Here is a 23,807-nt window from a genome sequence, read left to right as displayed (position 1 = left end):
CGAATCTTACTCTTGTCTGTCAGAAATATCATGCAAAAAATTCCTTATTTCTTCTAAGGATGATGAAGAAACATAAATCATATGATTAAAAGACGTTGAACTGGGAACTGCGGGTTTAGCAGCATTCTCACGCAAATTTACATATTTATCCACGGATACTTTTGACGTACTTCTGATATCATCGACCGGGAAAGAAGAACATATCCCAATAGCAGCACAATATTTATCGGACTTATGATTTAGGGGTAAAATAAATTCTTTATCAATCTGAGAATAAATAAATGCCTCCCAGAAATCGACGCCTCTATACATATAATACATATCGGTCACACCCGCTCCGGGAGGGCGGATACCAAACTCACCGAGTATAAATCCATCCTGAGTATGATACATTTCAATATGAAAAACGCCATTAGTCATTTCAAAATGACTTTGCAAATTCGTGGCAAGTATTAAGGCATCTTCATGAAGCCGTGTGCCATCGGGTAAGTTGATACTGGCTCTGTTTTTACTTTTTGCCTCGAGTATAGGCCTGTCGTAAATTGACAGTGTTGAAAAGAGGATATTACCGTCTTTGATTATACAATCAAGATGATATTCATCTCTCATTAAAACCTTTTCTTCAATTAACATCAATTTGTTATTTTCATTAAGATATTGGTTTAAGTCTTCCTGTGTGACTGTTTCGACATGTTTTGCAGAACTACCTGTAAGAGGTTTTACGATGTAATCTTTCTGGGATGACAGTAAAAGATTCTCTGAATTGATGATCTCACCTGATAGCCAGAACTTTGGACAGGATAAAAAACCTGAGCAAAAATTACGCATCAGGAATTTATTGGTTGCAATTGTACTTTTATAATATTTTTCACCATAAAGTGAATAACGATTACGCAATAACCCAGCCAAAGCGATAAAATCCTCAGAACTGGCTATAACATAACTGAATGATTTTTTATGCATTAAATCATCTGAAAGATTAATGATATAATCTATACTTTCGTTATCCAGTGTTCCTCTGTCAATAATAATAAATTCTATCTCATTGAGCCCTTTGATGACTCTTTCCATATTACTTTTCAACCCAATAACCAATGCTTTTTTATTCATGGCTTTTCACCGTTTAATTTTAAAATAAATACACTATGCATATTTGTCTGGTATTTATGATAAAAGTAAAATCCTTTACTTTCAAAATAGCGTCGGTTATAGCTTAGCGAATCTCGCAAAACGATCTTCATAAAATCCTTTCTTTTTTCATACGCTATTTTCTTCAGTTTATGAAATAATTCATTCCCTACTCCCATTTTTCTGAATGGTGGTGTGACGCAGAGAAAATGGAAGTCCAGATAAATATCATAAAGTTCATATCTCACTGCCCCCACAATGTCTGACTTGTATTTCGCGACTAGCCACTTCGAGGATTCCTGAGCAATGATATTTTCAGTAAACTGCAAAGCGGTAGGTGAGAAATTCAGTGTATAAGGTTCGTAAACTTTTTCTAAAGCCTTTCTTAACAGCTTCGCATCTTCATACGAAGCTTGTTCAATGCTGATGTCCTGAATCGTCATGCTATGAATCATCACGCTTCTTAGCTATAAATAACTCACTTATATAATCTATGCTAATTTTTCCACCAACTGAGTGTTCGTCAATCAAGATTTCAATCTCCTTCCAGAATCCATTACGATCGTTCTCAATAGCTCTTTGTACCTGGGTTGAGGAAGAAATGAATCCAAAAAAATCTTCTGAAATCATTTCCATAGTCCACCCTGTGACGACTTTCTTAAAGTTAGCAATAGGCAATTTAAAAACATTGGTGATTTCATTTTCATAGTCATAGTCGCGATAATGTCTGCTGTAACCTGGACTAAATTTCTCTAGCAAACCTTCATATTTGTTAAGCATTTCATTATTTCTGTAATCTCGATTGTTTTGCAAAACTGCAAAAACCCCGCCCTTATTTAAAGATTTTATCGAAACTTCTAATGTTTTAGCTCTATCCATCCATTGGAAGGACTGTGCCGCCATAATGACGTCAATACGGCTTTTATCAGAAAGAATATCTTCCGCTTTTCCTTTAACCCAAGTCGTACCAGGCAGTTTTTCCCTTCCTTTTTTTATCATATCTTCAGAAATATCTATCGCCGTGAAATCATAGTGTTTTCCAGTGACACGTGTCATACCTTCAATAGCAATACCTGTGCCTGCGCCAATATCGTATATATTTTTGGCAGACGGCTGCATCCAGTCATGGATTTCCTTGAAAAGGATTGCAGGATAACGGGGACGATATTTATCATAGTTATCAGCCAAACCATCAAACTTTTCACTTTTCATTGCTATAACCTCTTAAAATATCACCTTTTTTTTCCATAATTTTATTTATGGTGTAGGGTATTATGCCACCTGCACTGACAATTGCCGTCATCTGCGAGCTGGGAGGGAAAAAATTTATTTGATTATTTTCTGTATAAATTACCCCTCCAGTCAGTTCTATTTTAATTTCACTTAAATCTGCAAGTTCACTCGTATCGACCTCAATCGCATGTAAACCCAAATTCCAAGAGTTCCTAAAAAAAATCCTCCCGAAAGAAGGGGAAAATACATATTTAACACCACATGCCAACAGAGTTGTTACTGCCTGCTCCCGCGAACTCCCTATACCGAATATTTGATCACATACAAGCACATCATTGATACTGAGCGTTTCCCTAAATCCGGGAAAACGGCTCTCAAAAAGATGCGGTGCCAGCTGGGCCGGCTCGGTATACATATGTTTATAGCGCGCAGGTATAATATCGTCGGTCGAGATGTTCCCTTCCACGCGTCTGACGCGATAATTTTCAGCAGTTTTACTCATATGCGGACTCTCCCTCAAAATGTGGAACAGTGCCGTTCAATGCAACCATCGCTGCAGTTCGTGGAGAACATAAAAAGATGTCTGCCTCAGCATTCCCCATTCTTCCCTTAAAATTGCGGTTCATCGTACTTAATACTTTCTCCCCATCCGCAGGAATGGTTCCTTGGGTACCCACACAAGCTCCACAACCCGGTGGGGTGACAATAATGCCCGAGCGGATAAGCGTATCGATATATCCCGCCTGGAGAGCTTTTAGATAAACACTTTTCGATCCTGGCGTCAGAAGGCAGTGAATATCGGGATGTATTGTTTTACCAGCAACAATTTCGGCCACCTCTTTGATATCTTCAAGTCTGCTGTTAGTACAGCTTCCAATGAAAATATAATCAAATTTCAGACCCTCAAAGTCATTTGCAGGTTTAGCATACAAAGGACTGTGAGGTGGTGCGATATGGGGCATTAATTCTGATACAGAAAAATTGATGACACTGTCTGCCACTGAGGCATCCGCCTTCAATAGCCCCTCAGGCCTGCCTTGCCCATCTGGCATAAATATGCATTTGGCTCCTAACTCAACAGCCATACTTGCAAAACTTGCAGCTTCGTCAAGCGTTAGCTCTTCTGCCCATTCCCCTGAAACTTCGATCGATTTATAAAGAAATGGTGTTTGTCCGTACTTATTTAAAAGTGCCAACATGACATCTTTTGCCCGCACATCTTTTCCCGTTTTACCCTTAATACACAAATGGACTGTTTGAGGGACTTTCAACCACGTTTGTCCTGTTAACATAGCAACCAGAATATCCGAAGCCCCCATTCCCAGCGCTAAAGACTGTACGGCCCCCCCTGTACAAGTATGGGAATCTGCGCCCAGCACTATATTGCCGGGTTTAAATATTTTACTCTCCAGGGCAATGACGTGACTAATTCCCTCCCCTCGTGAATAGATGTTTATTCCAAGTTTTTTTGCAAATTCCATGGCCTCGTTGACACGTTTAGCCATGGTTTTATCAGGTACCAGAACTGAATGGTCGAAGAAGAACCCGATTTTATCGGGTTTTAGCACCTCAGACAGATGATAATCCTGAAACAGTTTTGCCACGGTCGGTGAATTTCCATCCTGAACATAGACGTAGTCAACATCTACCGTGATCAGTTCACCTGCTGAAACCTGACCTCTGCCACTGTGTGACGCAATGATCTGGTTAACAATCGGCTGATTACTTTTCATACCTGTTTACCCCGCGGTATACAGATCAACTAATACATGTGGAGGGATCCCACCGGGGTGGCGCACGGCATGACTTCTCACGCGTTCTAAACAGCGATCAAGAGCCTTATCGTCGGCAGCTTTCACGCCTGATTCTTCGAGAAAATGTTTGATAATGGCGCGACCGGAATGTTTACCCACGACCAGACGTCGTTCTCCTCCCACCGTAGCTGGGTCGAAGGGTTCAAAAGTACTGCTGTCTTTGAGCATACCATTTGCGTGAATGCCCGATTCATGTGCAAAAACGTTATCGCCTACGATCGGCTGCCATGGACTGATTTTTTGATGGCTGTACCTGGCGACCGTTTCACTCAACGCGATTAATTTTGTTAAATCGAGCCCTAAATCAACCCCGTGGAAAAAGTGCAATGCCATAGCAACTTGTGCCAGGTCTGGCATTCCAGCCCTTTCACCAATGCCATTGACGCAGACATGAAAGTAGCGTGCTCCTGCTTCAATGCCTGCCAGCGTGTTAGCAACTGCAAAACCAAAATCATTGTGGCAATGGCACTGCAAATCGATGTTGACGTTCTTATTTAACAAAGAGACTTTTTCTTTGTATTGTGCAGGAGAAAGAATACCAATCGTGTCAGAGAGGCGAAGACGATCGGCTCCAGCCTCAGCAACTACCTGTGCATACTCCTGTAAGAATCCAATATCTGTTCGGCCTATATCTTCTGCGCTGATAGAAACAAACATCCCTTTGTCTTTGGCAAACTTAACTAAATCTGAAGCCGTCTTTACAAGCCAGGACTTATCTTTCTTAACGCTTTTCTCTAAATGGATAGCTGAAGTCGGTAGCCCGATATGCACCGCTTTGAATCCAAGTGAGATACTGTACTCAATGTCTTCAAGCACGCCTCGGTTCCACGCGATGATGTTAATTTCATTTTTTCTCTCTAACATTTCCGACAGAGCCTTTACTTCATCACCCTTCATCGCAGGTATTCCGGCTTCGATCCATTTAACGCCCATATTTGCAAGTAGATAAAAAATTTCTACTTTTTGCTCTGGTGTAAATGCAACACCTGGCGCCTGCTCACCATCACGTAAAGTGGTATCTTCAAGAATCAGATTTTTATTAAGCATTTTATATTTCCTCGCAATACATTATTGATTAAACAATTTATTAGTAGGTCTTTTAAGCCCCAGTTTTTCTCTTAATGTTCCAGTAGAATATGATTTTTTATACCATCCTCTTGCCTGAATAAGTGGAATGACATGATCGAAAAGATTAATAAGAGATTCAGGCATGAGAGGAGGCATAATGTTGAAACCATCACATGCTTCATTTTCAACCCACTTAATCATCTCATCTGCTAAATCTTGATAGGAACCTGTAAATGTATAATGTCCTCTTGAAATGATTATTTTTTCATAAAGTTGCTTGATAGATAGTTTTTCTTTTCGAGCTAAATCGATAATAATTTTTTGTCTACTCTGATTACCATTAGATTTCGGTAAATCTGGTAATGGTCCTTCAGGATCATTGTTTTTTAAATCAACCCCACCCAGTAAATCTGATAACATACTTAAGCCAAATGATTGAGGGATCAGTGCGTTGAGATCATTAAGCTTTTTACGGGCTTTAGATTCGTCACTTGCAATATAAAAGCTTAATCCGGGAAGAATAAGAAGTTCACTCTTTGACCTTCCGTATTTTTCCATTCGCCCTTTAAGATCATCATAGAATTTTTTTGCATCTTCAATATTGTTTTGTGCAGTAAAAACAATATCTGCTGTTTTTGCAGCTAACTCTTTTCCTTCCTCAGAGGAACCCGCCTGGACGATGACGGGATAGCCCTGAGGAGGGCGAGCTATGTTTAATGGGCCTTTTACATTAAAATATTCACCCTCAAAATTTATTTCCCGGTATTTATCCTTAACGAAGAATTGTCCACTGGTTTTATTCCTTACTAAAGCATTGTCTTCCCAGCTGTCCCACAAACCACTGATAACCTGCCATGCTTCCCAGGCCATATCATAACGCTTTGAATGTTCTGGATGAGCGGCAAGGCCAAAGTTTTTAGCCGCATCCGACTTTGAGGATGTCACCAGATTCCACCCTGCCCTTCCTTTGCTAATGTAATCCAGCGAAGCAAATTCCCTCGCAATGTTGTAAGGGTGTTTGTACGTCGTTGAAGCCGTCGCAACCAGCCCAATATTTTGTGTTTGAGATGCTAAATACGATAATAATGATAATGGCTCCAGTACAGATACCCTGCTGCCATAACCGTCCATATTGTCCTGAAATACAGAAGGCGTATCTGCAAGAAAAAGTAAATCAGCTAATCCTTTCTCACATACTCTTGCAAGATTGGCATACGTATCAATATCAAGCGCTGCCGCTGCATTTACGCCACTTTCGCGCCATGAAGCAGGATGATGTCCTGTTCCATACGATATATAGGCACCTATTATCATCTCTTTTTTTTTCATGGTCATTCTCTTTAAGGAATCAGTGAAATAATTTCCTTTACACTCATGCAAGATTTTTCTATCTCTGCCGTCCTGCCATATCTCAATATTTCTTTTGAAACATTTTCCATTGCTTTATAAGCAGCCCTGAGCATATGGTTTGCATAAATGATCACGTTAAAACCCGCTTCACTGAGTTCTCTGTTGCTGGTTGCAGAATAAGTAGTAGGAACACAAATTAATGGTACTGATGGATATTTTTTCCGAAATTTCGTACTGAATAAGAAAACCTCATCCGGAGTCTTCTTACAACTATGAATCATAATTCCGTCTGCCCCGGCTTCGACGTATGCGTCGGCACGTTCGAGTGCATGTTCTACGTCGAACCCTGCAATAAGACTTTCAAGTCTGGCTATGATCATAAAATCATCAATATAAACTGCAGATTTTCCTCTTTTAATCTTCTCTGAAAAATCATTAATATCTGCGAGAGTCTGTTCTACTTCAGTGCCGAACAAAGAATTTTTCTTTAATCCTGTTTTATCTTCGATGATGACGCCATTTACACCGTTGTTAATCATTCTTTTTACGTAATAACTAAAATGTTCTGGTTTTCCCCCCGTATCAGCATCCATGATGATGGGCATGTCTGTCACATTTCGGATATCAGCAATATTTTCTAACCTGCTGCTTAATGCCAGTGTTTCGTTATCGGGAATACCGCGAGATGCTGAGTCCGTTAACGAGCTTGACCATATACCGTCAAATTTGACAATACGGCCTTCTGAATTAGTTTGTTCTGCTTTAGACGCAATTAATGCGGAGAGCGGATTATGGGCCTCAATAAAAATCAGAGTACCCTTTTCTGCAATAAGTTTTTTGATCATATAAACACCTTTGATGCGTAAAGATGAGAAATTAAGACGCTCTTATAGAGTGCCTGCCTAAACGCTTTACATTTCCGTGGTGATAAAATGATCAATAAAAAATTTTTGAAAAAAGTCGTTCGTTTATTCAATACGCCTTTAAATTCTGGCTATCTGGTTTGGAGTATTTCGACACTGAAAATGCTTCAACATTAGTAATGTTAAACACTAACCGTGATTTATCACTGCCGTCACGCTTATGTCTGTGAACTATCTTATAGCTATCGCCCGACAATCTTATCAACTTAATTTATATTTCAATTTGTTAATCAAAGTGTAATCTTTTGTCAATTTTGCAAAAAAACCCTTAAAACCAACACTTTACATTGTTAAACTTTAATTAAAATTAAATTTAATGGCGGCAATTCGATATTAAACATTAGAAAAGAGCAATCTTTTACACTTAGGATAGTCACCACAAAAAACATGTAACAGATGAAACTTATTCATGTTTTTAACTCTATGTATTTTCTGATGTAACTTTTAGTACGAAACAATTTGTTTCTTTTGTTAATAAACTTTGTTTTAATTTGTTTATACTCAAGCGTTCTCCGTGTGCCGCCACTTCCAAGTAAATGAGATTTATCTTATATCCGAGGTTAATTATCTTATCTCAAGCTCCACGATAATGACTTTTGGAAAATTGCTTAAGGCGGGGGATAAATTGATCTTACACGCCTCACTTTGACTGTTACTGAATCCCCTGTTTTCATCTTGGGTGATAAGATCCGCATTTTGGGACAGATAACGTTGGTGGCATTATTCGTTCATGGCATAACCGTTGAAAGCAGCCGAGTGAGTACGATCCTTCCATTCAGTACCGTGATATGTTTCCGGGTTTTTTCTTCGCTCAGCATAAATTCCCTTTCTGACGTTCTTCTTTATAGGTGTTGGGGCCGATATATAATAAATGGCCTGCCAGTTAGGTTTATCTCCCCAAGACTTAATCACCAGTATGTCTCTCTGAATATAAAGTTCATACAGCGGTCACTCAGCCTGGACCAGATTGCGCTCCGCACGCTTTACAGAACGCTCTCGACGTTCTACGGTTTGTATGTCCGTATCTCTCTCTGAATCCAGTAAGTTGATTTTACTATGCAAATTCTTCATAAACACTCCAGAGGCTTACCGGGCATAGTAAATTAGGTCGCGTTAATAAAGGGCTCAACGTAATGAATGTGTGCATGCTCTTCGCAGCACACATTCATAGTCAGCATTCTCCTTCATGGTTCTGAAGCACCGTACAATCCGGTGCCAGCTGACAGCTCTACTCCTCTTCAATGCGTGTCCCCGTATGAATCTGACTGAAAAGACGCTTCGTCCAGGCATCAGTGACTAGCTTAAGATCGGATGTGATATACATCGATTTAATAAAGCTCCTTTCCTTGTGGCGGAGCTACCAGCTATATCAGACGTGCGGCTAACCTCAATCGTCAGCCTGTTATTTCCCGCCCAGTTTCTGGACATGCAGTAATAGTTGCCGGGCTCTGCTGACCAGATGGTGCCCTCTAAAACGGCCGAGGCTGAGCAGTCTGTATTCTTTTGGCCGCTGTTATGCGCGGCCGCTACACCCGCGTCATAGACGAAGCCAAACTTTTCCTTCAGATGCACCACCGTATTGATCGGTACGAAAAGTGGGCCGTAAGCATCGTCGACCTGAAGATGCCACGCGGGTTCCCCCATGGCATCGTTAAATGCTTCAGTCCATAACGCGATATTTCGATCGTTCAAATCGAATACATGTCTGTAATCAGTGTGGACATCCCTTTTATGAATTAACATTCGAAATTATTTTTTCGGTTAAGAAGTTATTTTCAACAGCATTTCCGGCCATCTGGTGCGTAACATGCAATGCCACTGCCGGGAGAAAATTTCCAATTGCATCAGGGCAGGGCGCGGGCAGAATCTCTCAAAGGGACGCCTTTTAGCAGGTTGCGATTAAGTCAGCCCCACACCTTCAGGTAGCCCCTGAGTCTGACCCCAGGTAAGATGCAACCACAACTCGATTTCCCTCCGCTAACGAAACTCGAACACCTTCGACCAGTACTCTCTCACGCGCTGATGTATGAGCTCGACGGTAGGCTGCCAGAGGGGACAGATGAAAGGTGATGCATTTTCTGCGGCTCAGCATACAGAGCTTCTTGAGCAGCGGAGGAGTCCGTCAGTCAAATGATCTGAGCAGAAACAGCGTGGAGGCGGTAAACCGCCAATTAAGCGTGAATGAAGGTAATATGATGGACATTTCGTAAGACTTTGACGAGTCAGTTTCAGCCCTGGCACAATTAAAATTATTTTTGTGCTTTATCTTGTTTCCTACGTAACAAGAGGCTTAGCTTCACTAATCGGTTTTTTCATCAATATAAGAAACAGGAAAAACAGGTATAGAACGCACGCACCTCAATAAGCTAACCAAATCTTTCTGGATTAATATTATTATCAGTTTTTTATTGCTTTTAATTTTTCATCGGGTTCATTATTTTAGCTATATGATTAGCCCGTCCTTTGCACAAATAGATAACCCCCTTACCAAATCAAACCACTCCTCAAAATTAACATATAAGCTATAAAAAACAGTGTAGTGATACTCAGATAGCTTAAATAAATATGTATTTTACATGGACTAACAATTAAAAATTGAAATATATTTCAATAAATTAGTCAGCTTAGCAATAGCCTGCTCATTAACTGTAAAACTTCCTTATGCTTTTTGAGCAATTTACACTATTTCTTAGCTTCGTATGCCCGTCTTTTCTCGATCATTCTTATATAGAAATCATGAAATTCTTTATATTGGCTTTCTCTGATTTCTTTAGGAAGCATTTCACGAGATTTTGACCAGGCATCCAATTCCGACTTGCATTTTATGTATGCGTCGTTAACGATTTTTTGGCTGGAATTTTTGTGTTTATGAAAGGAATCGTATTGTCATTGAGGCATTCCACTTCGGGTGTCATAAAACCGGGAGTATCTGAGAATGCCAACGCAGGATATAAGATGCCTAAAAATAATGTACGTTTCATCATACAGCTTCCTGTTGCTGTTTAGCCTGCTTGGTTATCCAGGGAATAATTCGCTTCTGCGGTATCTCATCAGCTCGCACACGGCGAAGCTGCGTGTTGTGCAAGGCAATGACGAAATGCGCCTCTGTGCCATCCCCGCCCATATGCTTTCAGCATCACATAGTGAAAATGCCGACCATCGAAACCGTAAACCAGAACATTACGATCGCGTAAATCAACCTTACCCCAACAACATCACAGCGTTAAAGCCCTCAAACGCAAAAACCCCCGCCGAAGCGAGGGTTTCAAATTTGTGGTGCCCGAACCCGGAATCGAACCAGGGACACGGGGATTTTCAATCCCCTGCTCTACCGACTGAGCTATTCGGGCAACGGGGCGCATTAAACCTTAAGCAGGCCCCAGCGTCAAACGCTTTTCACAAAAATGAAATCAACTGACGGGTTTTCCATCAACAGGAAGGGGAACGGGCGAAAATTTAACAATCCGCCCAATCAACCGCCGGATTTTCGCGCTGCAGAACGCCCTCTGGCAGGCTATTTTTCGCTGCAATTTTGCTTTAACTGCGATTTATCGGCCCTCTTTTTACCAACCGTTTTTTTGCCATAAATCCGTCATCTGCGCTCATTACTCTAAGATTATTCCTGGACAATCAAGAGCCGCATCATGCAGTTACCCGCCTCTGTGAATACTGTGGTTTCCGCCTCAAGCCGTTATGACGCGCGGGTGTTATGCATTGAGGTCCCTTTCGTCAGTCCGGAGACAGATAACCGTGCCGTCATGGCACTCTTTGCCGAACACAAAGATCTGATCGGGTTGCCCGTGGTGGAAAACGGCAAGCCGTTCGGCATGATCAACCGCCACATCTTTTTGTCGCAGATGGCGCGCCCTTTCTTTCCCGAACTCTATGACCGCAAGAGCTGCATTGCCTTTATGGATAAGTTCCCGCTGGTGATTGACGTGGAAAATACGCTGGAAAGCGTTGCGCAGCAGGTCGTGGCCAACGGGGATAAGTCCGTCGCCGATGGGTTTATCCTGACGGAGAACGGGCACTATATCGGCATTGGCTTGGGGATCGATCTGATTCGCCGCGTCTCCGATTTGCAGGCGCGCCAGCATCAGCAAATTTTACAAAGCATTGATTACGCGCGAGTCATTCAGGACGCGATGCTGGATCGTTCCAACCAGCTGATTGCCTCCCTGCTCGACGACTGGTGTTTGTACTGGCAGCCCCGAGACGGCGTGGGCGGCGATTACTACGCTTTTCACCGCCATGACAATGGCTGGCTGGCGGTCATCGCCGACTGTACGGGCCACGGAATTCCAGGCGCTTTTATGACGGTGATTTTGCAGTCTGCGCTGGAAAACGCGCTGCGCGAGGCCGATCTGCAGGCACCTGCCAGCATCCTGCATGCCCTTAATCACCATATTAAACAAACCCTGGGCCAGCTGAACGCCTCCCAGCAAACCTCACTCTCTAACGATGGCTGCGATGCCATCGTGATGTCAGTTGATACCGGACTGCATCAGCTGCGCTGGGCCAGCGCCCGAACCCAGGCATTTATGCTCAGCAACATCAGCAATGAAATTATCTCGCTCAGTCAGGATCGCGTCGGCGTCGGCTATACCGATACGCCGGAAGACTATCACTGGCCTGAACAGAGCCTGGCGTTTAATCCGGGCGACATGCTGTTTGTCCTCACGGATGGCGTCACCGATCAACCGGGTGGCGAACGGAATATCATGTTTGGCAATAAGCGTATTCAGTCTCTGCTGATGCGCTATCAGCATTTGCCTATGGCGGAGTTATCGCTGGCGTTTCAGCAAGACTATTTAAGCTGGCAAGGTAATCAGGCGCGACGCGATGACGTCACCTGGTTTGGCTTTCGCTATTGACTGCACCGGGAAGAAAATGAAAAACGAGTCACTACGGGGTCTGCCCTTTAATACCGAATCGCAGTCCGGCCTTATTGCATTGCAGTATACCGGCTTTTTTTCACCGCAGAACATCACGGCGATGGGCGAAGTGGTCAAACTGTTTCTGGAGAATCACGAGCGGTCGCAAAAAGTCAGGCGGCGGCTGTTCTCCAGCTTTGTCGAGATTGCGCAAAACATTCTGCGTTACTCGCAGGACAGCCGGGCGCTGAGCCACAACGATCAGCTGTATCGCTTTGGTTCATTGAGCCTGCGTTACGATGACGGTCGCTACTATCTGGAAAGCGCAAACCTGGTCGGCAGCGACGCCACTCATCAACTGCGCGGGGATCTGGATTCGCTCCGCGTGATGAATGCGGATGAAATTAAACAAGCTTACCGAAACCGGTTACGCGCTGAGAGTCCGGTCTGGAGCAAAGGCGCCAATATCGGCTTGCTTACCCTGGCGCGCGACGTCAGTGAACCGCTGGAGTATTGTTTCCAGCCACTGGAGGCCAGCGAGCTCTCTGCCTTTTGGCTTAAGGCCACTATCTGCCATGACTGAAGAAGCCCCTATGCAAATCATTCAACTTACCGCCACTGAATGTACGCCCGCCGTAGAGTTTGACTTTGTGGCCCACCGATTCTCCCTGCGGGGAGAATCCTGGCCAGAGAATGCCGCCGCCTTTTACCGTCCGCTGCAAAGCGCGCTGGAAAGCTGGCAGCCTCAGGCCAGCCAAGCGGCAGAGGTGAATATCGACCTGAGCTATTTCAACAGCTCAAGCACCAAGATGCTGTTTGGGCTGTTTGATCAGTTCAACAGGCTCGCGCAGAGCGGCTGCACGATCGTACTGAACTGGTTTTACGATGCCGAAGATGACGTGTCAGAAGAGTTTGGCGAAGAGCTGTCTCTGGATTTCACCGCGTTAACCGTGAAGCTGCATGCGGAACAGCGCCAATGACGCACCTCAATGAGCTGTTTCTGGAAGAAACCCAGGCACTCAATCAGGCCAGCCATGTCGCGGCGCAGCATAGCCTGCAGGCTGAAGAGTATCGGCAGGCGCTGCTACAGCTCAACGGACACTACCAGCGGCTGATGCGTGAAACCTATCGGTTAATCTCACGCAGCGATCGGGCAGAGCGTGAGCTGAACCGGGTAAATGAGCAACTGAACGAGCTGGCAACGGAACTGGAGTACAAAGCCACGCACGATCCCCTGACGGATGTCTGGAACCGCAGCGCCATTATTCAACGCATCAGCGATACGCTGGACCAGGCGCCGGCGGCCTTAATCATTCTTGATATCGACTTCTTTAAACGCATCAATGATGAATACGGTCATCCCGTCGGGGATAAGGTGATTTGCGAACTGGTACAACGTATTCAGCGTAATACGCCTGCCATCGCCAGCATCGGTCGAATCGGCGGTGAAGAGTTCACCATCATGCTGCCCAATACCTGGCTGGGCGATGCGGTTATCGTCGCCGGAGCCATTCTCGCCTCGCTGAACGCTTCGCCGTTAAATGCACTGCCGGAGCGGCTGGTCACGGCCAGCCTCGGCGTCAGCTGGGGCGCAGCAGGCACCCGGTTCGAAACGCTTTACACCCAGGCAGATGCCGCGCTGTACGATGCCAAAAAGCACGGGCGTAACCGGGTATTCTTCCGCTAGCCTGCCTGATGCTGTGCCACCTCAACGGGCGGCGGGGTGGTCGGCGGCAGGAAGATATGGTCAAGCAGCTTGCGCATCACCGGCGCGGCAACCACGCCTTCACTTCCGCCGTTTTCCAGAATCAACGCCACCGCAACTTTGGGGGCGCTGAAGGGCGCGAAGGCGGTATAAAACGTATGATCGCGCAGCCGTACCGGAATCATTTTGGCGTTGTAGGTCTGGTTTTCTTTCAGGCTGAACACCTGAGATGTCCCACTTTTCGCTGCAATGCCGTAAGGCGCGGTATGGAAATATTTATAGCCCGTTCCGTTCGGTGCGTTGGCCATGCCAAACATAGCGTGGCGCACTAATGACCAGTAGGGAGAATTCGGATCGCCAATCTGCGCCTGTGGCAGCTTAGGCTGATAGAGCTGAACCCGGGTGCCGAGCTGGGATTTTTCCAGTAAGTGCGGCGTAATCACCCGTCCATTATTAATCAAGGTTACCAGCGCCTTCACCATCTGAATCGGGGTCGCAATCCAGTAGCCCTGACCGATCCCCACCGACACCGTGTCCCCCTGATACCAGGGCTTTTTATGGACTTTCATTTTCCAGTCGCGGCTGGGTAGCAGGCCGCTGTACTCTTCGTTCAGGTCGATGCCTGTGGAGCGGCCGTAACCAAATTTGCTGAGCATGGTGTGAATGCGATCGATGCCCATCATAAAGGCCACCTGATAGAAGAAGGTATCTGCAGACTCTTCGATCGCTTTGGTGACATCGAGCGTGCCGTGGCCGCTTTTTTTCCAGTCACGGTAGCGACGGTCGGTGCCCGGCAGCGTCCATGTTGGGCCGCCAAAAAAGGTGGTTTGCGGCGTAATCACATGGGTTAACAGGGCAGACATCGCCATATAGGGTTTGACGGTGGAGGCCGGGGGATACAGGCCCTGGGTGACACGGTTAATCAGCGGCAGGTTTTTATCCTGCAGCAGCGTCTTGTAGGCTTTATAGCTGATGCCCTTCACAAAAGGGTTGGGATCGTAGCTGGGGCTGGAAACCATCGCCAGCACGGATCCGTCATGGGGATCTTCCACCAGCAATGCGGCACGCTGTCCGGCCAGCAGGCTTTCCGCATACTGTTGCAGATGCAGGTCCAGCGTCAGGGTGATGTTCTTGCCTGCTACCGGCGGCACTTCTTTCAGCACCCGGACAATGCGGCCATGGTTATCCACTTCCACTTCCTGATAGCCCGGCTTACCGTGCAGCAGGGATTCGTAATAGCCTTCAATCCCCTGCTTACCGATGTTGTGGTCAGCCGCGTAGTTTTCAGCAATGCCTTCGGCATTTAGCCGCTTATAGTCGTTATCATTGATTTTAGAGACGTAGCCGACAACATGCGCCAGATCGGCCCCATAGGGATATTCCCTGTCCTGATAGGTATCAATGCTGACGCCGGTAAACCGGAACTGGTTGACTGAAAAGCGCGCCACCTCTTCGTCGGTAAGTTCCTCTTTGAGGATAACCGGTTTGTAGCGGCTGTTCTGCCGGAGATCGTGCTGAAAACGCGTAATGTCGTCCGGTGTCAGATCGATAAGCGGCGTGAGCTGGCGCAGCACGTCCTTCATATCGTCCACTTTATACGGGGTGATAGTGATGTCGTACCAGGTCACATTGCGCACCAGCGGAATCCCGTTACGGTCGAAAATCAGCCCGCGCGTGGGCGCGATAGGGATCATTTTGATATCGTTTTGGTTTGAGCGCGTCTGGTAATAGCTGTGATCGCGTACCTGCAGGCGATACAGGTTTAAACCCAGGATGGTGAAGCAGATGCAGACCAGCACAAATGCCATGGCGGCACGGCGTACAAACAACTTCTCTTCAGCGTCGAAATTTCGAAAATTCATCAGGCAGGTATTTTCAGTCTGGCATGTTGTTATTTATTGTTCGGCTTCATGATAGTGGCATAAGCGGTCCTTGCCAGTAGCAAGATGCACAAGCCTGATGAAAAGTGTGTCATTTGATGAGAATGTTGCGAAATGAGCGGGAAGCGTAAAGCTTCTGACGCGCTCACCCGGCAACGTCGCGCTGCCGGGTGAGCAAGAGCATCAGTGAGCGTGGAGATTAATCGCCCAGCAGCACAGATTCCAGCGCAATCTTAATCATGTCATTAAAGGTTGTCTGGCGCTCTGCGGCAGTCGTCTGCTCATGGGTACGGATATGATCGGACACGGTGCAGATCGTCAGCGCTTTCGCCCCAAATTCAGCAGCCACGCCGTAAATGCCGGCGGCTTCCATTTCCACACCGAGAATGCCGTACTTCTCCATTACGTCAAACATCTGCGGATCGGGCGTGTAGAACAGGTCGGCAGAGAAGATATTCCCTACGCGCGCGTCAACACCCAGATTTTTGGCCGCATCGACAGCGTTGCGCACCATATCGAAATCCGCAATCGCGGCAAAATCGTGATCCTTGAAACGCATACGATTCACTTTGGAATCGGTCGATGCGCCCATGCCGATCACGATATCACGCAGTTTCACGTCGGGACGCACGGCACCACAGGAACCCACGCGGATGATTTTCTTCACGCCGAACTCGGTGATCAGCTCTTTGGCGTAAATGGAGCAGGAGGGAATGCCCATGCCGTGGCCCATGACGGAGATTTTGCGGCCTTTATAAGTGCCGGTATAGCCCAGCATGCCGCGCACGTTGTTCACCTCAACGGCATCTTCCAGAAAGGTTTCTGCAATGTGCTTCGCACGCAGCGGATCGCCCGGCATCAGTACGACGTCTGCGAAATCACCCATTTCTGCATTAATGTGAGGAGTTGCCATAATTCTCTATCCTTTTTAAAAATTTCGCTGTTTTTACAGCATGTTCTTGCCGTAGTCCATGGGGGACAGGTCAAAATAGTGCGCGATCGTCTGGCCGATATCGGCAAAGGTGTCGCGATAGCCCAGCGATCCCGGCTCAACCTTCGGTCCGTAAATCAGGATCGGAATATGCTCGCGTGTGTGTTCCGTGCCTTCCCAGGTCGGGTCACAGCCGTGGTCGGCGGTGAGGATCAAAATATCATCCTCTTTGACCAGTTCTATGAGCTCTGGCAAACGGCGGTCAAACAGCTCCAGGCCGCCCGCATAACCCGCAACGTCGCGGCGATGGCCCCAGGTGGAATCGAAGTCGACAAAGTTGGTGAACACAATCGCTTGATCCGGCGCAGTTTTCATTTCCTGAATGGTCGCATCAAACAGCGCGTCCAGACCGGTGGCTTTCACTTTTTTAGTGATGCCCTGCTCAGCATAGATATCGGCAATTTTACCAACCGAAATCACATGACCGCCCTTCTCGTCCACCAGCTTCTTCAGCATGGTCGGCGATGGCGGCTCAACGGCCAGATCGTGACGGTTGCCGGTGCGCTCGAAGCTGCCTGCTTTGTCGCCCACAAACGGCCGGGCAATCACGCGACCAATGTTGTAGCCGCCTTCGGTCAGCTCTTCGCGCGCAATTTCACAGAGTTCATACAGCCGCTCCAGCCCGAAGGTTTCTTCGTGGCAGGCGATCTGGAATACGGAGTCCGCCGAGGTGTAGAAAATCGGCTTGCCAGAGCGCATGTGCTCTTCGCCCAACTGGTCGAGGATTACCGTACCGGATGAGTGGCAGTTGCCGAGATAGCCGGGTAAACCGGCGCGTTCCACCAGTTTGTCCAGCAGCGCCTGCGGGAAGCTGTTCTGCTTATCGCTGAAGTATCCCCAGTCAAACAGAACAGGCACGCCGGCGATTTCCCAGTGGCCAGACGGCGTATCTTTGCCCGATGAAAGCTCACTGGCGTAAGCATAGGCGCCCGTGATCTTCGCCTCAGGATCCAGCCCCGCAGGAAAACGACCAGTAGACAGCTCAGCCGCTTTGCCCAGGCCCAGCGCGGTCAGATTAGGTAAGTGCAGCGGCCCTTTACGGCCCTTATCCGCCTGACCGTTAAAGCAGGCTTCTGCGATATGACCTAACGTATCTGAACCTGCATCACCGAATTTATCGGCATCTTTGCTGGCGCCGATTCCAAACGAATCCAGCACCATAATAAAAGCACGTTTCATGCCAGTCTCCTGCGCCAAAAGCGCGCGACAAGTCAAAAAAAAGCGATCAGATCAGTATACCTGAATCCGGGACGGTATAAAGGGGTTCCCTGCGTCAGCCTGCCTCAGTGACGCGGCGATACACGACAGGCGTGGCTGCCGGGGCGCGTTCACCCAAGGTAATCGCGGCTTTTACGGCGGCAGCGGCCTGTTGCCAGTGCGCTTCGCTGCTGGCATGGATGACCGCCAGCGGACGTGAAGCATCCACCTGCTCGCCCAGGGTGATCATGTCGCTCAGGCCCACGCTGTAATCGATGGCATCACTGGCGCGCTGGCGTCCACCGCCCATCGCCACCACCGCCATGCCCAGCGCGCGGGTATCCATATGCGTAACACAGCCTGCCCGGTCGGCATAAACCGCTTTGCTCATCGTTGGCGCAGGTAAATAGCTGTCGTAGCGCTCAACAAAATCGGTCGGGCCCTTCTGCGCCGCCACCATGCGGGCAAACACCTCTGCGGCCTTGCCGTTATCCAGCACCGTCATGAGTTTTTCGCGTGCCTCAGCCTCATTTTCCGCCAGTTTGCCGGAGATCAGCATTTCGCTGCACAGCGCCAAAGTGACTTCCAGCAGGCGCGGGTTACGCTGCGCACCGGTCAGGAAGCGCACTGCTTCGCGCACTTCCAGCGCGTTACCGGCCGTGGAGGCCAGCACCTGGTTCATATCCGTTAACAGCGCCGTGGTGCGACAGCCCGCGCCGTTGGCGACGCCAACAATGGCCTGCGCCAGATTTTCAGAGGCTTCATACGTGGGCATAAATGCCCCGGAGCCGACTTTGACATCCATCACCAGCGCATCCAGCCCTTCGGCCAGCTTTTTCGCCAGAATCGAGGCGGTGATCAGCGGAATCGAATCCACGGTGGCCGTGATGTCGCGCGTGGCGTAAAAGCGTTTGTCCGCCGGAGCCAGGGAGTTGGTTTGGCCAATAATTGCCACGCCAACCTGCTTTATGGTCTGGCGAAAGTGGTCATCACTGGGGAAAATGTCAAACCCGGGAATCGCTTCCAGCTTGTCCAGGGTGCCGCCGGTGTGCCCCAGCCCGCGACCTGAGATCATCGGGATATAGCCGCCACAGGCGGCCACCATCGGCCCCAGCATCAACGAGGTGACATCGCCGACGCCGCCGGTGGAGTGCTTATCGACCACCGGCCCGTTCAGATTCAGGGATTTCCAGTTCAGCACGGTGCCTGAGTCACGCATCGCCATCGTCAGGGCAACCCGCTCCGGCAGCGACATATCGTGAAAATAAATGGTCATTGCCAGCGCGGCAATTTGTCCTTCCGAAACGCTGTTATCACGCACGCCGTTAATGAAGAAACGAATCTCGTCTTCACTCAGCGCGTGGCCGTCACGTTTTTTTCGAATGATTTCTTGTGCAAGGTACAAAGTCGCCCCCTTACGTCAGGGAAAGAGGAGAAAAGGCGGCAAGATGCCGCCCGGAGATATCAGTAGCCTGACTGACGGGTATCGCTGCTGTGTCCAAGGGTGTTCAGCAGGTTTGCCAGCAGGCTGGAAGCGCCAAAACGGAAGTGGCGTGCGTCAGCCCAGTCGGCACCCAGCGTATCTTCAGCCAGTTGCAGATAGATGGCGGCATCTTCAGCGGTACGCACGCCGCCAGCCGGTTTAAAGCCAACCTGCGCTTTCACACCTTTATCGCGGATCACGCTCATCATGATCTGCGCCACTTCGGGCGTTGCATTCACGGGCACTTTACCGGTTGAGGTTTTGATAAAGTCCGCTCCGGCATCAATGGCAATTTCAGAGGCCTGACGGATCAGCGCTTCCTGCTTCAGCTCACCGGTTTCAATAATCACTTTCAGCAGTACATCCGCTTCCGCACAGGCTGTTTTGCAGGCTTTAACCAGATCAAAGCCCACCTGAGTATTGCCAGCCATCAGCGCGCGATAAGGGAAAACCACGTCCACTTCGTCAGCACCGTAGGCGATAGCGGCACGGGTTTCAGCCAGTGCGATCTCGATGTCGTCATTGCCGTGGGGGAAGTTGGTGACGGTGGCAATACGCACGTCCGGCGTGCCCTGCTCACGCAGCGTTTTGCGAGCAATGGGAATAAAACGCGGATAAATGCAGATGGCGGCGGTATTGCCCACCGGGGATTTCGCCTGGTGACAGAGTGCGATCACTTTCTCATCGGTGTCATCTTCATTCAGGGTGGTTAAATCCATCAGTTTCAGCGCGCGTAGAGCCTGCTGTTTGATATCAGTCATAACAATCTCCAGGACAAGGGGTGAATTATTATCCACCCATATGTGATAATAATAACAATTCGGAGCCGGTGAATATGTGCCATTCGTCACATCGAAATATGAAACAACTGCAATATTTCAAATTAAAGTTGATTCAGTCACGAAATCAGGCGAAGTGAAGCCCGTATAAGCCCACGACGGGAATGTTACTATTATAACATTTTGTGAGAAGAAGGGTAAACGGGCGACATCAGGAAAGGCGAAAAAGTCTGTGGCTGTTGTGCCATAGCGCATCGGCAATGACCTCTGGCGCTTCTTCACGCAGCTCACACAGCACCTGCCACACCTGAAAAGCGCGCTCTGGTCGGTTGGGCTGGCCCTGAAAACCGTTCAGCGGCATATCGGGGGCATCCGTTTCCAGCAACAAGGATGAAAGCGGTAACTGTGCGATGGTCTGTCGGGTTTTACTGGCGCGCGGATAGGTAATGGTGCCGCCCACGCCAATCGCATAGCCAAGTTTGATAAAAGCCTGGGCCTGCTGCAGGCTACCGGCAAAACCATGAACCACGCCACGGCGCGAGAGATCGTGACGGCGCAGATGCAGCGCCAGCTGATCGTGCGTTCGACGCGAGTGCAGGATCACCGGCAGATCGTAACGTTTAGCCAGCTTCAGCTGCGCATCCAGAAAATGTTTCTGCTTGTCGAACTGCGGATCGTCCCGATAAAGATCCAGGCCGATCTCACCTAACGCTACCAGCTTAGCGGGCGACTTTATCAACCGGGCTTCCAGCTCGCTAAGATGCGATTCCTGATGATGTTCAATAACAATCGGGTGCAGCCCCAGCGCAGCATAAAGGGCGGGATGGGCGTGAGCCAGCTGGCAGACCGTTGCAAAGCGTCCCGCGTCCACCGAGGGCACGATAATTTTTTCAACGCCGGACTGGGCGGCCCGGGCAAGACTTTCCGCCGCCTGCCCGACGAAGGGCGGAAAATCAAAGTGGCAATGGGTATCCACAAACCTCATGCCAGCGAGCCTTCATTCCAGGCGTCGTCATTGCCCGCCAGCGGCGTAACGATCGCCCCACTGTTGGGTTCATTCGCCACCGGCGCGGCAGGCGTAACGATATCCAGCCCTGTTTGCGGCTCGGCATCGCTCAGCCACTGGCCCAGCGTCGCCATAAAATAGCGGCCACAGCGGCGTCCCAGGTGGTAATCCTGGTTAAGCGAGGCGATCCGGCTGCCTAACGCGTTACTGGCCAGCACGCGCGGTGGGAAAATTTCAATGATGCGTAAATCCCCTGGCGGTGACTCGATAAACTGCTGCGTTTCCCGATAGGTCTGCTCATGATGATGCAGGATAGTGAGCATCGGCTGCAGCGCACCGCCGCTGAACCAGCGTTCCATACGCGTTATCCAGCGTGGCGTATCGAACATCTGAGAGGGCACGGTACGGATCACCACGATCGTATCTGCGCCACGTTTGGCCGCCTCACGCACGGGAATGGCATCACTGACGCCACCGTCCAGATAGCTGATGCCTTCCAGATCCACTCCCAGGCGATAAAAGCCCGGAATCGCACTGGAAGCTTTAATAATTTCCAGCCAGTTATCACTGGTGGGCGCAAAATAACTGGGCGCATAGTCATCACTGCGGCAGGCACACATATAGAATTCGCGCCCGCTGGAAAACAGGGTTTCGGCACTGCTCATCGCCAGGGGGAATTCGCTTCGGGTGATGTCGATTAACCAGTCGAGATCGATAAGATTGCCGCCGCGTAAGAAACGCAGCGGATCGAAAAACTGCTTGCTGGTCGTATAGCGGGTGATCACCCGGCGCGCGTAGCCCGGCTGCGCGCAGACAAAGGCAGACAGATTCTGTGCCCCGGCTGACGTGCCAAGCAAAAGCTGGAAAGGGTTGAATTTAGCCCGCTGAAACTCATCTAATACGCCGGCGGTGAAGATGCCGCGTTGACCGCCACCCTCGCACACTAAGGCGATTTTCCTGGCTTTAAAAGGTGTGAGAGCAAGGGGTTCAATCGCCCCGAGCGTCACGGGAATACGTATACCCAATGTACCGACCTCAGATTGGGTTCCCGATAGGAAAATGTAGGGAATGCAGGGATTAGAATTGTGAAAGGATACTAGCACGGAGAACCAGCTACGTTGTCCATAAATTGTGCTATTGGCGTTGCGCCGTTTAACACATCGTTGCGAATATGAAGCATCCTTTGCCTCACAATAACATTCGCACAAATAACTGGTCTCCGTTTGATGCTGACTACGCCAGCATCAAACAGTCTGGGTCATCGCTATAGCTTTTTACGGCCAGTGAACAAGCTGATGAGGAACAGAATAATACCCACCACGAATACGACTTTAGCTGCCCAGGCTGCGGTACCGGCAAGGCCACCAAAACCTAATGCAGCAGCGATCAGTGCGATCACCAGAAAAATAATGCCCCAACGAAACATAAGCCTCTCCTTAACCATTTTAATATTGAACTGCTTGTTTCATCCCACGATGGGTATTTTTATCAGTGCGGCTTCCAAAAGAAGCCGCACCGGGTCGTGTTAAGACTTGACCTTCAGGTCATTTTTAACACTTTTTACGCCTTCGATAGCTTTAGCGATGCTTTCGGCACGGTCAGACTGTGCCTGATTCGCCACTTCACCTGAAAGCTGAACCACACCGCCGGTGGTTTCTACTTTCACGTTACGTGAAGGAACCATGTCATCTGCTAATAGCTTAGCTTTAATTTCGCTGGTTGTGGCAGCGTCACCGGCATAACCTTTCATTGACTGTTTTTTCGCGTCTTTCACGTGCAGCTTGTCGCTGACTGATTTAACGCCTTCAACTTTTTTCACCACGGCCACGGCTTTCTCAGCCTGATCTTGTGAGGTCACAAAGCCGCTCAGGGTAACAACGCCCTGATGGGTTTTGACAGAAATGTCGGTGCTTTTGATGGAGTCGTCATCAACCAGGGCCGCTTTTGCTTTAGCCGTCACGGCGCTGTCATCCATAAAGCCGCCCACTTTCTTCATTGAGCTGTCAATTTTTGCACCGGCGCTGTCAGCCGTTTGTGAGGCTTTCTGAGACGCGGATTCCTCTGCAAATGCGCTTCCGCTCAGCAGAGCAGTACCGATCATCGCAGCCATCAATGTTTTAGTAATCTTAGTTGTGTGCATCGATATCATCCTTCTATCTGTTAACTCGCCCAAAACTGTGGGCGCAAGAGCAGCAAACAGTGCTGCTGCGGCACTGGACGCGGGGAGAATAAGTCTCTTAAACCGTCCGATGAAGTAATCATAGTCGGGATTTAGAGTTTTGCTCGGGTAACTGGTTGATCGTGCGTCAAAAGAGAGGAAAAGGCGCGTTTTAGGAGGGTTCTGTATCCGTTGGAACAGGGCCATTCCGTGCTGGA

Annotated in this window: 22 protein-coding genes and 1 tRNA gene; 4 read left to right on the top strand and 19 right to left on the bottom strand. The window is 48.3% G+C overall.

Going from position 1 to position 23,807, the window contains the following annotated elements; translation table 11 throughout:
• Window positions 1–6: 6 nt before the first annotated feature.
• The 10 genes from P9J57_RS03910 to P9J57_RS03865 form a co-directional block, all read right to left on the bottom strand.
• A complete protein-coding gene (locus tag P9J57_RS03910; protein WP_013027154.1) occupies window positions 7–1,110 on the bottom strand; it encodes an ATP-grasp domain-containing protein in 1,104 nt (367 codons plus the stop codon).
• Window positions 1,107–1,571, bottom strand: coding sequence for a GNAT family N-acetyltransferase (locus tag P9J57_RS03905; RefSeq protein WP_158279691.1), 465 nt, complete (start codon window positions 1,569–1,571; stop codon window positions 1,107–1,109). The genes P9J57_RS03910 and P9J57_RS03905 overlap by 4 nt, the downstream gene beginning before the upstream one ends.
• A gap of 1 nt (window position 1,572) precedes the next feature.
• Window positions 1,573–2,340 carry a class I SAM-dependent methyltransferase gene (locus tag P9J57_RS03900; RefSeq protein WP_013027156.1) on the bottom strand — a complete coding sequence of 256 codons (768 nt, stop codon included), beginning with the start codon at window positions 2,338–2,340 and terminating at the stop codon, window positions 1,573–1,575.
• Window positions 2,330–2,863 carry a LeuD/DmdB family oxidoreductase small subunit gene (locus P9J57_RS03895; RefSeq protein ID WP_014605076.1) on the bottom strand — a complete coding sequence of 178 codons (534 nt, stop codon included), beginning with the start codon at window positions 2,861–2,863 and terminating at the stop codon, window positions 2,330–2,332. Before P9J57_RS03895 ends, P9J57_RS03900 begins: the two co-directional genes overlap by 11 nt.
• Window positions 2,856–4,094, bottom strand: coding sequence for a 3-isopropylmalate dehydratase large subunit (locus P9J57_RS03890; protein ID WP_014605075.1), 1,239 nt, complete (start codon window positions 4,092–4,094; stop codon window positions 2,856–2,858). The genes P9J57_RS03895 and P9J57_RS03890 overlap by 8 nt, the downstream gene beginning before the upstream one ends.
• A 6-nt stretch (window positions 4,095–4,100) precedes the next feature.
• Window positions 4,101–5,222, bottom strand: a complete 1,122-nt coding sequence (locus P9J57_RS03885) for a homocitrate synthase/isopropylmalate synthase family protein (RefSeq protein WP_013027159.1) — start codon at window positions 5,220–5,222, stop codon at window positions 4,101–4,103.
• A 21-nt stretch (window positions 5,223–5,243) separates the two neighbouring features.
• A complete protein-coding gene (locus tag P9J57_RS03880) occupies window positions 5,244–6,572 on the bottom strand; it encodes an LLM class flavin-dependent oxidoreductase (protein WP_014605074.1) in 1,329 nt (442 codons plus the stop codon).
• Between the two features lie 11 nt (window positions 6,573–6,583).
• On the bottom strand, window positions 6,584–7,438 hold the full coding sequence (aepX, locus tag P9J57_RS03875; protein WP_013027161.1) for a phosphoenolpyruvate mutase: 855 nt from the start codon (window positions 7,436–7,438) through the stop codon (window positions 6,584–6,586).
• Window positions 7,439–10,338: 2,900 nt separating this feature from the next.
• Window positions 10,339–10,500, bottom strand: coding sequence for a hypothetical protein (locus P9J57_RS03870; RefSeq protein WP_227022900.1), 162 nt, complete (start codon window positions 10,498–10,500; stop codon window positions 10,339–10,341).
• 290 nt (window positions 10,501–10,790) lie between these two features.
• A tRNA-Phe gene (locus tag P9J57_RS03865) sits at window positions 10,791–10,866 on the bottom strand.
• A 294-nt stretch (window positions 10,867–11,160) separates the two neighbouring features.
• Between P9J57_RS03865 and P9J57_RS03860 the strand changes: the two genes are divergently transcribed.
• From P9J57_RS03860 to P9J57_RS03845, 4 genes are read left to right on the top strand one after another with little or no spacing between them, the layout of a single operon-like run.
• A complete protein-coding gene (locus P9J57_RS03860) occupies window positions 11,161–12,390 on the top strand; it encodes a SpoIIE family protein phosphatase (protein ID WP_013027163.1) in 1,230 nt (409 codons plus the stop codon).
• A gap of 16 nt (window positions 12,391–12,406) precedes the next feature.
• On the top strand, window positions 12,407–12,973 hold the full coding sequence (locus tag P9J57_RS03855) for a SiaB family protein kinase (RefSeq protein ID WP_014605071.1): 567 nt from the start codon (window positions 12,407–12,409) through the stop codon (window positions 12,971–12,973).
• Between the two features lie 10 nt (window positions 12,974–12,983).
• Window positions 12,984–13,370: a DUF1987 domain-containing protein gene (locus tag P9J57_RS03850; protein ID WP_202631168.1), complete on the top strand. Its 387-nt coding sequence runs from the start codon at window positions 12,984–12,986 to the stop codon at window positions 13,368–13,370.
• Window positions 13,367–14,077 carry a GGDEF domain-containing protein gene (locus P9J57_RS03845; protein ID WP_013027166.1) on the top strand — a complete coding sequence of 237 codons (711 nt, stop codon included), beginning with the start codon at window positions 13,367–13,369 and terminating at the stop codon, window positions 14,075–14,077. Before P9J57_RS03850 ends, P9J57_RS03845 begins: the two co-directional genes overlap by 4 nt.
• Here the strand turns inward: P9J57_RS03845 and mrdA are convergent.
• The 9 genes from mrdA to osmY form a co-directional block, all read right to left on the bottom strand.
• Entirely contained in the window at window positions 14,074–15,957 is a 1,884-nt protein-coding gene (gene mrdA, locus P9J57_RS03840; RefSeq protein ID WP_015699534.1) for a penicillin-binding protein 2, read from the bottom strand. The two genes, P9J57_RS03845 and mrdA, sit on opposite strands and share 4 nt — an antisense overlap.
• 217 nt (window positions 15,958–16,174) lie before the next feature.
• Window positions 16,175–16,888 (bottom strand): purine-nucleoside phosphorylase, encoded by a 714-nt coding sequence (deoD, locus tag P9J57_RS03835; protein WP_014594584.1) that lies wholly within the window; start codon window positions 16,886–16,888, stop codon window positions 16,175–16,177.
• Between the two features lie 33 nt (window positions 16,889–16,921).
• The gene (gene deoB, locus P9J57_RS03830) at window positions 16,922–18,145 is read right to left on the bottom strand and encodes a phosphopentomutase (RefSeq protein ID WP_029569146.1); all 1,224 of its coding nucleotides are present in this window, start codon (window positions 18,143–18,145) and stop codon (window positions 16,922–16,924) included.
• Window positions 18,146–18,239: 94 nt separating this feature from the next.
• The gene (gene deoA, locus P9J57_RS03825) at window positions 18,240–19,568 is read right to left on the bottom strand and encodes a thymidine phosphorylase (protein WP_015699531.1); all 1,329 of its coding nucleotides are present in this window, start codon (window positions 19,566–19,568) and stop codon (window positions 18,240–18,242) included.
• 59 nt (window positions 19,569–19,627) lie between these two features.
• On the bottom strand, window positions 19,628–20,407 hold the full coding sequence (gene deoC, locus P9J57_RS03820) for a deoxyribose-phosphate aldolase (RefSeq protein WP_014605066.1): 780 nt from the start codon (window positions 20,405–20,407) through the stop codon (window positions 19,628–19,630).
• A 229-nt stretch (window positions 20,408–20,636) separates the two neighbouring features.
• Complete coding sequence (locus P9J57_RS03815) at window positions 20,637–21,410, bottom strand: TatD family hydrolase (protein ID WP_028715793.1); 774 nt, start codon at window positions 21,408–21,410, stop codon at window positions 20,637–20,639.
• Complete coding sequence (locus P9J57_RS03810; protein ID WP_014605064.1) at window positions 21,407–22,456, bottom strand: patatin-like phospholipase family protein; 1,050 nt, start codon at window positions 22,454–22,456, stop codon at window positions 21,407–21,409. Before P9J57_RS03810 ends, P9J57_RS03815 begins: the two co-directional genes overlap by 4 nt.
• 239 nt (window positions 22,457–22,695) lie before the next feature.
• The gene (locus P9J57_RS03805; protein WP_003848537.1) at window positions 22,696–22,857 is read right to left on the bottom strand and encodes a DUF1328 domain-containing protein; all 162 of its coding nucleotides are present in this window, start codon (window positions 22,855–22,857) and stop codon (window positions 22,696–22,698) included.
• A 99-nt stretch (window positions 22,858–22,956) separates the two neighbouring features.
• Window positions 22,957–23,571 (bottom strand): molecular chaperone OsmY, encoded by a 615-nt coding sequence (osmY, locus tag P9J57_RS03800; protein WP_041457804.1) that lies wholly within the window; start codon window positions 23,569–23,571, stop codon window positions 22,957–22,959.
• Window positions 23,572–23,807 lie beyond the last annotated feature (236 nt).

This window comes from Pantoea sp. nfd-35, from assembly GCF_056892255.1.
The sequence above is the reverse complement of the archived record's forward strand: the minus strand, read 5'-3'. Positions and strand labels throughout refer to the sequence as shown.